This is a genomic window from Aeromonas sp. DNRA1 (genome assembly GCF_963888745.1).
Lineage (GTDB): Bacteria > Pseudomonadota > Gammaproteobacteria > Enterobacterales > Aeromonadaceae > Aeromonas > Aeromonas hydrophila.
This window is the reverse complement of record NZ_CAWPKQ010000003.1, coordinates 532565-545275: the sequence shown is the minus strand read 5'-3', so window position 1 is coordinate 545275 and position 12711 is coordinate 532565. Positions and strand designations below refer to the sequence as shown.

General features: G+C 61.7%; 8 protein-coding genes. 3 read left to right on the top strand and 5 right to left on the bottom strand.

The annotated features are described in order from the left end of the window. Nucleotides 1-222: 222 nt before the first annotated feature. From selD to AACQ43_RS12385, 3 genes are read left to right on the top strand one after another with little or no spacing between them, the layout of a single operon-like run. The gene (gene selD / locus AACQ43_RS12395; protein WP_168967464.1) at nt 223-1260 is read left to right on the top strand and encodes a selenide, water dikinase SelD; all 1038 of its coding nucleotides are present in this window, start codon (nt 223-225) and stop codon (nt 1258-1260) included. Next, nucleotides 1257-2357, top strand: a complete 1101-nt coding sequence (gene mnmH / locus AACQ43_RS12390; protein ID WP_168967463.1) for a tRNA 2-selenouridine(34) synthase MnmH — start codon at nt 1257-1259, stop codon at nt 2355-2357. Before selD ends, mnmH begins: the two co-directional genes overlap by 4 nt. 27 nt (nt 2358-2384) lie before the next feature. Further along, a complete protein-coding gene (locus tag AACQ43_RS12385) occupies nt 2385-3029 on the top strand; it encodes an MBL fold metallo-hydrolase (RefSeq protein ID WP_168967462.1) in 645 nt (214 codons plus the stop codon). Here the strand turns inward: AACQ43_RS12385 and AACQ43_RS12380 are convergent. The 5 genes from AACQ43_RS12380 to hrpA all read right to left on the bottom strand — a co-directional run bounded on the left by AACQ43_RS12380 (nt 3019) and on the right by hrpA (nt 12633). After that, a complete protein-coding gene (locus AACQ43_RS12380) occupies nt 3019-4020 on the bottom strand; it encodes a response regulator (RefSeq protein WP_011706078.1) in 1002 nt (333 codons plus the stop codon). The two genes, AACQ43_RS12385 and AACQ43_RS12380, sit on opposite strands and share 11 nt — an antisense overlap. Next, on the bottom strand, nt 4017-7187 hold the full coding sequence (locus AACQ43_RS12375) for a hybrid sensor histidine kinase/response regulator (protein ID WP_168967461.1): 3171 nt from the start codon (nt 7185-7187) through the stop codon (nt 4017-4019). Before AACQ43_RS12375 ends, AACQ43_RS12380 begins: the two co-directional genes overlap by 4 nt. A 204-nt stretch (nt 7188-7391) precedes the next feature. Beyond that, a complete protein-coding gene (gene rplY, locus AACQ43_RS12370; protein ID WP_024945378.1) occupies nt 7392-7679 on the bottom strand; it encodes a 50S ribosomal protein L25 in 288 nt (95 codons plus the stop codon). A 106-nt stretch (nt 7680-7785) separates the two neighbouring features. Then, nucleotides 7786-8652 (bottom strand): hypothetical protein, encoded by an 867-nt coding sequence (locus AACQ43_RS12365; RefSeq protein ID WP_168967460.1) that lies wholly within the window; start codon nt 8650-8652, stop codon nt 7786-7788. Between the two features lie 66 nt (nt 8653-8718). Further along, a complete protein-coding gene (gene hrpA / locus AACQ43_RS12360) occupies nt 8719-12633 on the bottom strand; it encodes an ATP-dependent RNA helicase HrpA (protein ID WP_168967459.1) in 3915 nt (1304 codons plus the stop codon). Nucleotides 12634-12711: the final 78 nt, after the last annotated feature.

The following is a 12711-nucleotide window of genomic DNA, read 5'->3' as shown; positions in this document are numbered from 1 at the left end:
GGCATAATGGCCCGTCCTGTGGCCCTTGGCGGGGCTGCGCCGGCGCATCTGTCGCCTCTCCTCCCCCGTCCTGCCAGACTGCCTTGCACGGCTGCCTGACATCGCTGCGCTCAACGCCAGCCAAGGCCACCCGAATTTCGCGCGCATACGCGCACATTTGACGGCTCCACAGAGCCGCTGCACTTATTTGTACACGCAAGTTTGCACACACAAGGGGAAAGTATGTCTTCCATTCGTCTGACCCAATACAGCCACGGCGCTGGCTGCGGCTGCAAAATCTCTCCCAAGGTGCTCGACACCATTCTCAAGAGCCAGATCCCGGGCTTTGACGACCCGGCGCTGGTGGTCGGCAACAGCAGCAAGGATGACGCAGCCGTGGTCGATATCGGCAACGGTCAGGGTATCGTCTCCACCACCGACTTCTTCATGCCCATCGTCGATGATCCCTTCACCTTCGGTCGCATCGCCGCCACCAACGCCATCAGCGACATCTACGCCATGGGCGGCAAACCCATCGTCGCCATCGCCATCCTCGGCTGGCCCATCAATACCCTGGCGCCGGAAGTAGCCCAGCAGGTGATCGACGGCGGCCGTCAGGTGTGCCACGAAGCGGGTATTTCTCTGGCCGGCGGACACAGCATCGATGCCCCCGAGCCCATCTTCGGCCTCGCGGTGACCGGTATCGTGCCGCTCAATGCCATCAAGCAGAACGACACCGCCAAGGTGGGTGACACCCTCTATCTGACCAAGCCGCTTGGCATCGGTATCCTCACTACCGCCCAGAAGAAGGGCAAGCTCAAACCCGAGCACGAGCAACTGGCACCCAACGCCATGTGCACCCTCAACAAGATTGGCCAGCGCTTTGCCGAGCTGCCCGGTGTGCATGCCATGACCGACGTGACCGGCTTTGGTCTGGCCGGCCATCTGCTGGAGATGTGCGAAGGGTCCGGCGTCAGTGCCCGCCTGGACTTCAAGGCGCTGCCGCTGCTGGACGAGGTGGATTACTACCTGAGTGAGGGCTGTGTACCGGGCGGTACCCTGCGCAACTTCGACTCCTATGGCGACAAGCTGGACGCCATGGATGATCGCACCCGCAACATCCTGTGCGACCCGCAGACCAGCGGCGGCCTGCTGGTAGCCGTCGGTAAAGAAAGTGAAGTCGAGCTCCTCGCCATTGCCGCACAGGCAGGGCTGACCCTCTCCTCCATCGGCCAGCTGCAGGCCCGCACCGGCAACCAGTTCATCGAGGTTGTCCAATGAGTGCACTGCCACTGGCCACGGATTACGCCCGGATTTTTCTCGATGACGTTCCGCTCATCGACCTGCGCGCCCCCATCGAGTTCAAGGAGGGGGCCTTCCCCCGCTCGACCAATCTGCCATTGATGACGGATGATGAGCGGGCCCAGGTCGGTACCTGCTTCAAGCAGCAGGGGCAAGCGGCCGCCATCGCACTGGGCCATCAACTGGTCGGTGGCGCCGTGCGGGCCGAACGCCTCGAGGGCTGGCTGGCCCAGCTGCGCCAGCAGCCGGATGCCGTGCTCTACTGCTTTCGCGGCGGCCTGCGCTCGCAAACGGTGCAGCAGTGGCTGCATGAGGCGGGGGTCACCCGCCCGCGGATAGCTGGCGGCTACAAGGATCTGCGCCGCTTCCTCATCGACACGCTCGATGGCGCGGCGGCAGAGTGCCAGTGGACCGTGCTGACCGGCATGACCGGCTCCGGCAAGACCCACATGCTGGCCGAGGTGGCCCAGGCGCTGGATCTGGAAGGCCATGCCCATCACAGGGGGTCGTCGTTTGGCCAGCTGCCCGGCGGCCAGCCCAGCAACATCAACTTTGAAAACAACCTGGCCATCGAGCTGCTCAAGCGCCGCCATCAGGGCGAGCAGACATTCGTGGTGGAAGACGAGAGCCGCCTCATCGGCCGCTGCTGCCTCCCCAATCCACTGTTCGATGCCATGAGCCAGGCGCCGCTGGTGGTGGTCGAGGTGCCGCAAGAAGAGCGCGCCGAACAGATCCGCCAGGACTATGTGCACGATCTCTGGCTGCGCTATCAGGCGATGTTTGGCGCCGAAGAGGGCTGGCCACTGTTTGCCGCCTACCTGACCGATGCACTGGTCAGACTCAAGCGCCGGCTCGGCGATCAAGCCCATCGCGAGCTGGACGCCCTGATGCAGAGTGCGCTCGCCAAGCAAGCCAGCAGCGGTGATACCTCGCAGCACCTGGCCTGGATCACCCTGTTGCTGACCCGCTATTACGATCCCATGTATCTTTACCAGCTTGGCAACAAGCGCGACCGCATCATCTTCCAGGGTGACAAGCAGGCTTGTCTCGACTTCTTTGCCAAGCAGCGCGCCTGAATCAGCGGCCCATCAAGAGGACCCCATATGTTGAAATTCGAGGTGATCCCGGTCACCCAGTTTGCCCAGAACTGCTCCCTTATCTGGTGTGACGAGACCCATCAGGCCGCCCTCATCGATCCGGGCGGCGAAGCGGACAAGCTGCTGGCCGCCATCGCCAAACGCGGGCTGACCCTGACCCATATCCTGCTGACTCACGGTCATCTGGATCACGTGGGTGCCGCTGCCGAGTTGCGGGAGAAAACCGGGGTGGCCATCACCGGCCCCCACAAAGAGGATGGGTTCTGGCTCGACATGCTGCCCCAGCAAAGCCAGATGTTCGGCTTCGCCCATACCCCCGCATTCACGCCGGATCACTGGCTTGAGCAAGGTGACAAGGTAAAGGTGGGTCAATGCGAGCTGGAGGTGTACTTCTGTCCAGGCCACACCCCGGGCCATGTGGTGCTGCTCTCTCAAACCGAGCGGCTTGCCTGGGTGGGTGACGTGCTGTTTGCCGGCAGCATAGGTCGGACCGACTTTCCCCGTGGCGATCACGGGACGCTCATCACGTCGATCACCGAGACCCTGCTGCCCCTTGGCGATGACATCGTCTTCATCCCCGGCCACGGTCCCAGCTCGACGTTCGGCCGCGAGCAGGCAAGCAATCCCTACCTGACACAACCTATCTGGTGATCCCCCGCTCCTCGCGGGTGTCCCACTGGGCCTTGAGGCGCAAGATCTCCGGCATGATCTCGAGAAAACAGGCGAGCAGCCGGGGATCAAAGTGCTGGCCGGCACCGTCACGCATCGTCGCCAGCACCTGCTCCAACGGCCAGGGCTCCTTGTAAGGACGACGCACGCTCAGGGCGTCAAACACATCGGCGATGGCCACGATCCGCGACGCTTCGGGGATCCCTTCGCCGGTTTCTCCTGCAGGGTAACCCGAGCCGTCCCACTTCTCGTGGTGATGCAGGGCAATCTCCGCCGCCATGCGGAAGATGAGCCCGTCTGAGCGCTTCAAGATTTCGTAACCGATGCGCGGGTGGGTGCGCATGATGGCCCACTCCTCTTCGGTAAGGGGGCCAGGCTTCTTGAGGATATGATCGGGGATCCCAATCTTGCCCATGTCGTGCATGGGGGCCGCCAGCTCCAGCAACTCGGACTGATCCGCACTCCAGCCTGCCGCGTCGGCCAAGGCTCGGGCATAGGCGGCCATCCGCCAGATATGTACCCCGGTGTCGGTGTCGTTGTAATGACCCGCCTCGCTAAGCATCACGATGGCGGTGCGGTAGCTGCGCTCGAGCTGATCGAGGCGCACCAGCGAGAGGTGAGTGCGCACCCGGGCGCGCACCGTGCTTGGGCAGACCGGCTTGTAAATGTAATCCACCCCGCCCGCTTCGAACCCCTGACTCTCGCTGTCCGGGTTGTCGCTCGCCGTGATGAACAGTACCGGGATCCCGGCGTGGGCCGGATCGGCCTTGAGCCGGCGGCACACCTCGTAGCCGTCCATGTCAGGCATGCGCACGTCAAGCAGGATCAGGGCCGGTTCGTGGCGCGCCACGGCGGCCAGCCCCTCCTCGCCGCCTTTGGCGAAAAAGAGGCTGTACTCCTCCTTGAGGATTTGCCGCAACAGCCCGAGGTTGCTCGGCTCGTCGTCGATGATCAACACGCGCGGTCGATTCATGATCCAGGTGCCTCCCGATTGTCCAGATACCCCTCCAGCTTGCAGGTCGCGAGCTGGATGTCGAACAGCTCCAGGGCCGCACCGATCTCGCTCACCAGCTCAGCAGGCAAGTAACTCTTGGCCTGGCCCAGCGCCGGTTCAATCAGTTCCAGATCCTCGCTCATCAGGGCCTCACGCAGGGCGTGCAGGCACACCTCCTGCGCCTCACCCTGCGCCAGCGGGGAGCTGACGGCCCCCGGCTCGCGTCCGGCATAGAGGTCGATGGCCTGCTGCGCCCGCTCCAGCGCCTCAAGGAAGGGAGCCATCAGCTGACTGGTGTCCCCACCCTGTTCGATGGCCTCATTGAGTTCTGCACTGATGCGCGCCACATCGGTGAGCGACAGGCTGCCCGCCACCCCCTTGAGCTTGTGTGTCAGGCTCGCGGCCGCATCAGTCTCGTGCTGGGCGATGTAGTCCGGCAGCACGGTACCGACCGTCATGTAGTCATCGCGAAATCGCCGCAGGTATTTGAGATAGACGGAGGCCTCGCCCCAGTTGCGAAGCCCGGTATCGATATCAATGCCGGCCACCGGCTCCACGGCAGGTGGCGCGTCGTTGATCGTGAGCGGCACCACGCTGTCGGGCAGGTAACGCAGCAGGGTCGCGATGAGCTGCTCCACGTCGAGCGGCTTGGCGATGAAATCGTTCATGCCGCAGGCCAGCGCCGCTTCGCGTTGATCCTTGAACACCCCGGCGGTGAGTGCCAGCACGGGCGTCTCCTTGTGTCCCGGCAGCTGGCGCAGGCGACGGGTCGCCTCGTAGCCATCCATCACCGGCATCTGCACGTCCATGAGCACCAGATCGATACGCTGCGCCAAGTCGGCAAGGCAGGCCAGGGCCCGCTCCCCGTCGATGGCGGTGATCACCTCGGCCCCCTCCCGCTGCAGCAAGCGGGTTGCCACTTCCAGGTTGATGTCGCTGTCATCGACCAGCAGTATGTGAACACCAGGCAGGCGCAGACGGCGCTGGCCACTCTCCAGCAGATCCACATGCTCGCGCTTCTCATGGATGAGGCGTGCCACCGCGTTGTAGAGGCTGGAGCCGGTGACCGGCTTGTGCAGCACCAGATCCACCTGCTCCGAGCCGGGGCGGCGCATCAACTCTTCCTGGGAATAAGCCGTTGCCATGATGATGATGGGCGAGCGATCCTGCTGCTCGAAGGCTTGGCGAATGGCCACGCAGGTCTCGAGACCGTCCATGCCCGGCATGATCCAGTCGAGCAGGATCACGTCGAAACGCTCCCCCTGCCGCAGCAGATGGTGCAAGGCCTGCTCGCCCGACTCCACCACCCGTGACTGCCAGCCGAGGGAGCCCACCGTCATCGACAGGGTGTCGCGGGTCACCTGATTGTCATCGGCGATAAGCAGCGAGACGTGTTGCAGCCGCTCGTGGAAAGCCTCGGGCCGCTCTACCTGCTCCAGCCGGACACGGAACCAGAACTCGCTCCCCTTGCCCAGTTCGCTGGTGACGCCTATGTCGCCCCCCATCAGGTTTACCAGACGGCGACTGATGGTCAGGCCGAGCCCGGTTCCCCCAAAACGGCGACTGGTAGAGGAGTCGGCCTGGGAGAAGGCATTGAAGATGTTGGCCTGCTGCTCGGGCGGAATGCCGATCCCGGTATCGCGCACCCGAAACAGCAAGGTGACCATGCCGTCTTGCTCGGCTTCCAGCTCGACCTTGACCTCCACCTCCCCGCGCTCGGTGAACTTGATGGCGTTGCCGGTCAAGTTGAGCAATATCTGCTCGAGGCGCAGGGCATCCCCAACCAGGTGGGCAGCCTGTTCGGGGGCGCTGCTCACCACCAGCTCGAGATGCTTGTTGCCAACGCAGGTGGACATGATGGCCGCCACATGATCGAGCACCTCTTCCAGGCTGAATGGCACCTGCTCGAGCTCGAGCCGGCCCGATTCAATCTTGGAGAAATCGAGGATGTCGTTGATGATCCCGAGCAGAGCCTGCCCAGCCTGATGGATCTTGCGCACCAGGGCGCGCTGGCCATCGTCGAGCCCCCCCTGCTCGAGCAGGTAGGCCAGCCCCATGATGGCGTTCATGGGGGTGCGGATCTCGTGGCTCATGTTGGCGATGAAATCCCCTTTGACCCGCGCCAGTCTGGCTGCCTCCTGCTGCGCCAGCTGCTCCCGATGCCGACTGAGCACCAACGAGGCCACTGCGGCGCCGAACAGCAACAGCAAGATGGCGCAAGTGGCCGAGATGATCCCCCAGATGTGAGTGCGAATGGCCAGCAGCTCGCTGCGTGGCACCATGGAGGCAGCCTTCCAGGCCAGCTGATCGTGATTCAGTGCCGGGTACAGCGTGGTCCAGCTCCACAGACCGTCGGCGAGCTCAACCTGGCCGCTCGAAGCCCCCAAGAATGCCTGCCAGGCATGGGGAGAAAACTGCTTCAGGGTGAGATCCGGACGCTCGAGCATGAAGCCCCACTCTTGTGCCGGATCCGGGCTGCGCAGCCAATAACCATCCTGATTGAGCAGCATGGTGTGATCGGCGGCTCTGCCACTGCTGTTGGCGAAGACCTTGAGCATACGGCCGGCATGCACGTTGATAAGCAGCAATCCCAGATCGCGATCTCCCAGGCGCAGGCGCTTGGCAATACGGATCATGGGATTGAAGGGGCGATCGATCACCCCCTGCTCGACGTTGAGATCGAGCGGCGAGACGTAGATCCGCTCCCAGGGCAGCGCCATGGCATCGCGGAAATAGTAACGATCCTTTTTGTTTTGCAACTGGTCATCAGGCACACGCTGCAGATGCTGGCCCTGACGATTGAAGCGCACCAACTCCATGCCATCCGGCGCCAACCAACGCACCTGGGCATAGTCAGGATTGCGGTTCATCAGCACGGTAAACTGGGCGGCAATGTTGTCACGCTCGTTGCGACCAGCCGCCTCGAGCAGGATGGGCTCTTCAGACATGCTACGCACATGGCGCAGCGGGACCGCCAACTCGTCATCGAGACGACCGCTGGCGAGCGACAGGAAGGTGCTCTCATCGCTGCGTACACGGTAGAGCTCGCGCTCGATCAGTGCGTCACCTAGCAGATACCCACCCACCAAAACCAGTACCAGAATGGGTGTGAACAGCAGGAAATATCCCCGTATGATTCCCTTCATCACGGTCAACATTACCCCGTATTTGGACTTGTTCGAATACGTTATAGATGCCAGAGCATCACAGTTGATGTACTGCTGTCAATCATGCCCACAAGTAAAGACTAACAGTACTATTTGAGTATTTTATTTTTATCGGGAAAAATGCGGTAAAAACAAAGAGGCCACCCGTTTGGGTGGCCTCTTTACTGGAACGTTCGTTGTCGATTAGACGCGAACGAAATCCAGGTGAACCAGCTTGTAACGTACCGGGTGACGCTGGATAGCCTTCACTTTCACGTTAACTTCTTCGCCGTTGATAACCAGAGTCAGTACAGACTCGTAGAATTCCGGCTTTTCTTGGGCCAGGATGAATTTCTTGTGGTCAACAGTGATGGACTGGGCTTCTTTGCCTGCACCGTAAACGATGGCAGGAACTTGGTCAGCATGACGCAGGCGGCGGCTCGCACCTTTCCCCAGGTCAGAACGGACTTCAGCTTGGAATACGAAAGACATAATGTTTATCTCATATAGATGAATGTATGGTGTTGACTGCGACCGGTCAGCACCTCGCAAAACGAGGGCGCATACTATCACGGGCCCCGAACAGTGACAAGAGACCTTAACGCCCCTGCTCCAACCGGGCAAAGCGCTGCTGCCGCTGGGCCGGGCTCAGGGCATCGAAGCGGGCCAGGGTCTGCGGCGCCGGACAATACAGGGTGTCTCCGGCCTTGACCCGAATGCCGTTGCCCATCAGTGCGCGATTGTCATCGACGATGGCCAGCAGATAGCTGTAGGTATCTCCCGCCGCCCCCGTCACGGTTCCGCTCTGGGCCAGCATGGCGGCGATGCGCCAGAGCGTCTCCCCCGCCGCAACCTGATGACATACCCGTTTGCCGCCCGCCGCTGGTGCCGCCAGCGTGAGGGTACTGCCGGTCGGCTCGCTCGCCAGTGAAACCAGCGCGGTATCCTGCACCTCACCTGCTTGAGCAAGCAGCGTCGCAGGCGCTTGCCAGTCCGCTGCTCGCAGATTCAGAACGGCCAGCAGGGGCTCGACATCCTCTGTACTATTGCTACGGGGCTGACCTGGTTGCTGCGGCGCGGCAAACTCGGCCATGAAGGGCACGCCGAGGGTGGCCACCTCTTGCTGTACATGGTGCTGGTATGTGGGAGTAGCAACAGGGGCCAGCCCGTAGGCCGCCTCGTCAATGCGCCTTAACCTGGCCAGATAGGCCTTGGAGAGCTCGGCCTCTCCTTCGAACAGATCGAATGGGGGCACCAGCCTGGCCGGAAACAGCACCTGCCAGCGCCCCTTCTTCTTCTTGAGTTCCAGAGTGGGAAATTGATTGCCCCGCCAGGCCACGAACATGGCGGGCGGGGTGCGTTGCAGCGGGTAGTATTCCGGGTTCAGTTGCACCCAGGTTTGCTCGGCAATGGGTTGATAGCCACTGATGTTGACCATCGCCATCCCTAACCAGATTCCAAGCATCCTTGCTCCTCCGTCAGCGTCCAACCGGCCGGCAACACGGCACCGGCCCCTCTCCTTTACAGCAGATTAGCACTGAGCGATAGCGTTCAGCACCCGTTTATCGGAGACCGGATAGGGGGTTCCCAGATTCTGGGCAAAAAACGATACCCGCAGCTCCTCGATCATCCAGCGAATATTGGCCACCTCGGTGGGAATAAGCTGGGATTTGGGGATCTTGGCCAGCAGCGCCTTGTACTCCGACTCCACGCTGTGCACCTTGAGCATGTAGACCCGATCCCGGTTAGGATCGATGGCGAGCTTCTCGAGACGACGCTCGATGGCCCGCAGGTAGCGCAGCAAGTCAGGCAGCCGCTGCCAGCCGGTCTCGGTGACAAAGCCCTTGTGGATGAGGTTGCCGAGCTGCTGCTGGATGTCGGACATGGCAAAGGCGGTGTCGAGCTGCATCTTGCCCTTGAGCCGCTTCTTGATCTCGTGGGATAGCGTCAGCACGGCTTCCACCTGCTTGGCCACCTCCACCACCGCATCGTTGAGCTCAGCGCGGACATACTCCTTGAGCGCCTCGAAACCGGCCTCGTCCCAGGCCATGCCGCCGTGCTGCTCAATCAGCTTGTCGCAGCCGCAGGCAATGCAGTCGTCAATAAGCTCGGCCACCTTGCCAAACGGGTTGAAATAGAGCCCCAGCTTGGCCTTGTTGGGCAGCTTCTCCTGCAGATACTTGATGGGAGATGGTACGTTGAGCAGTACCAGCCGACGCTGACCGGCCCACATCAGCTGCTGCTGCACCACCGGGCTCTCCACCAGCTGGATGGCGACCGAATCCTTCTGATCCACCAAGGCCGGATAGGCCTTCACCTCAAAACCGCCCCGCTTCTGGCTGTACTCTTGCGGCAGCTCACCAAAGCTCCACAGGGTGAGACCGGACTGCTCGATATCATCGTCCGCCACTTGTGACAGGGTCTCCTGCACCTTGCCGCGCAGGGACTCTTTCAAGGCCTCCAGATCTTTACCTTCCGCCACCTTCTTGTGTTTGTCGTCCACCACCCGGAAGGTGAGTTTCAGGTGATCGGGCACCGCAGACCAGTCCCAAGATTCGCGGGGCACGGTCACGCCGGTCATCCGGCGCAGCTGACGCTCCATCTCGTCCAAGAGCGGCCCCTGCTCGGGGTTGATACTGGCGAGCAGCGCATCGGCATAGTTCGGCGCTGGCACGAAGTTCTTGCGCATCGGCTTTGGCATCGACTTGATGAGGGCCACCAACAGCTCGTGACGCAGCCCCGGGATCAGCCACTCGAACCCCTTCACCTCCACCTGATTCAAGAGCGGCAGCGGAATATGCAGGGTCACGCCATCGGCGGCCTCCCCCGGCTCGAACTGATAGGTCAGCTTGAGCTTGAGGCGCCCCTGCTGCCAGAAGTTGGGGTAGTCGAGATCGCTGATGTGGGCCGCATCCCCCTTCATCAACATCTCTTTCTCGAAGTTGAGCAGCTCGGCGTCCTGCTTTTGCGCCTCTTTCCACCACTTGTCGAAATGGCGAGCGGAGATCACTTCCTCTGGCAAGCGGGCATCGTAGAAGCGGAACAGATCCTCGTCATCCACCAGAATGTCGCGCCGACGGGATTTGTGCTCCAGCGCCTCCACCTCGGCCAGGAGCTTGCGATTGTCGCTGAAGAAGCGGTGACGGGTCTCGAAATCCCCCTCCACCAACGCGCGGCGTATAAACAGCTCGCGGCACAGCGCCGGATCGATACGGCTGAAGTTGATGGTGCGCTCGTTGACCAGAGTCAAGCCATAGAGGGTCACCTTCTCCTTGGCCATCACGGCGCCGTTTTTCTTCGACCAGTGGGGGTCGCTGTGGTGCAGCTTGATGAGGTGGCCTGCCAGTGGCTCCACCCACTCGGGTTCAATCTTGGCGTTGATGCGGGCATAGAGGCGCGAGGTCTCCACCAGCTCGGCAGCCATCACCCACTTGGGCGGCTTCTTGAACAGGCCCGAGGCCGGGAACAGGTGGAAACGGCCGTTGCGGGCGCCAAGGAACTCGGGCTTTTCCAAATCCTTGTTGCCGATATGGCTCAAGAGGCCGGTCAGCAGCGCGCAGTGCACCGTCTTGAAATCCGCCGGTTCATGGTTGGCTTTAAAACCAAGCTCCTTGACCGTCTGACGCAGCTGGAAATGGATGTCCTGCCACTCGCGCACCCGCAGGTAGGAGAGAAACTCCTTCTGGCACATGCGGCGGAACGGGTTGCTACCAAGGGCATCCTGCTGCTCTTTCAGGTAATTCCAGAGGTTAACGAAGGCAAGGAAGTCGGAATCCTTGTCCTCAAAGCGCCTGTGTTGCTCATCGGCGGCCTGCTTCTTCTCCATGGGCCGCTCGCGGGGATCCTGAATACTGAGGGCGGCAGTGATCACCATCACCTCGCTCAGACAGCCGGTCTGCGCCGCGCTGATCACCATCTTCGCCAAACGAGGATCAAGGGGGATACGCGAGAGCTGGCGACCAGTCTCGGTCAGCTGCAGTTTGGCTTCGCGATCGCCGGTGGCGGGCAATTCCCTCACCGCCTCCAGCTCTTTCAAGAGAGTCAGACCATCCTTGATATGGCGCGACTCTGGTGGCTCGACGAAGGGAAACGCCTCCATGTTGCCAAGGCCGAGCGCCAGCATCTGCAGAATGACCGATGCCAGGTTGGTGCGCAAGATCTCGGGGTCGGTGAAGGCAGGGCGGCCGTTGAAATCCTCCTCGGAGTAGAGGCGGATACAGATACCATCCGCCACCCGACCGCAGCGCCCTTTACGCTGGTTGGCACTGGCCTGGGAGACCGGCTCGATAGGCAGGCGCTGCACCTTGGTGCGCCAGGAGTAGCGACTGATACGGGCAGTGCCCGGATCTATGACGTAGCGGATGCCTGGCACGGTGAGGGAGGTCTCCGCCACGTTGGTGGCGAGCACGATGCGCCGCCCGGCATGTTGCTGAAACACCTTGTTCTGCTCGGCGTTGGAGAGACGGGCGTAGAGCGGCAGCACCTCGGTATCGCGCAGGTTGAGCTTGCGCAGGGCATCGGCGGTATCGCGGATCTCCCGCTCGCCGTTCATGAAGATGAGGATGTCCCCGAGCCCCTCGCGAGCCAGCTCCTCCACTGCATCGAAGATCCCCTGCAGCTCGTCTCGCTCCTCCAACCCTTCGCTCTTGTCACTGCTTTTTTTATCAACAAATAGTGGGCGGTAGCGCACCTCTACCGGATAGGTGCGGCCAGAGACCTCGATCACCGGCGCCTTGTTGAAATGGCGGGAGAAGCGCTGCGGGTCTATGGTGGCCGAGGTGATGATCACCTTGAGATCCGGGCGTTTTGGTAGCAGCTGTTTGAGATAGCCCAGAATGAAGTCGATGTTGAGGCTGCGCTCGTGGGCCTCATCGATGATGATGGTGTCGTACTGGGTGAGCATCCGGTCGTTCTGGATCTCGGCCAGCAGGATACCGTCGGTCATCAGCTTGATGTGGGTCTGCTCGCTCACCTGATCGGTAAAGCGCACCTTGTAGCCCACATAGTGACCGAGTTCGGACTCCATCTCCTCGGCAATACGGGCCGCCACGGTACGGGCCGCCAGACGGCGTGGCTGGGTGTGGCCGATAAAGCCCTTCACCCCACGCCCGAGCGCCAGACAAATCTTGGGGATCTGGGTGGTTTTGCCCGAACCGGTTTCCCCAGCGATGATCACCACTTGATGCTCTTCAATGGCTTTGGCGATCTCCGCCTGCTTCTGGCTGACTGGCAGATTGTCCGGATAGGTGACTTTGGGCACTCCGGCCAGACGGGACTGGTAACGTGCCTGTGCCGCATCCAGATCGGCGGCGATGGTCTCGAGCACGGCAGCCTGTTTGCCTTCAGGCAACTTTTTAACCCCGTGCAGACGGCTGGAGAGACGGCGGGCGTCGAGATTCATGCAGGCAGGGAGACGGCGGCGCAGCGCCTCGATAGAGAGAGACAAGGTACTAATTCCTTAAAAGAGTGCCCGGCAATAGGGCCATATCGATAGCTTCGAGCGATCCTAAAGAGCGAGGCCGGA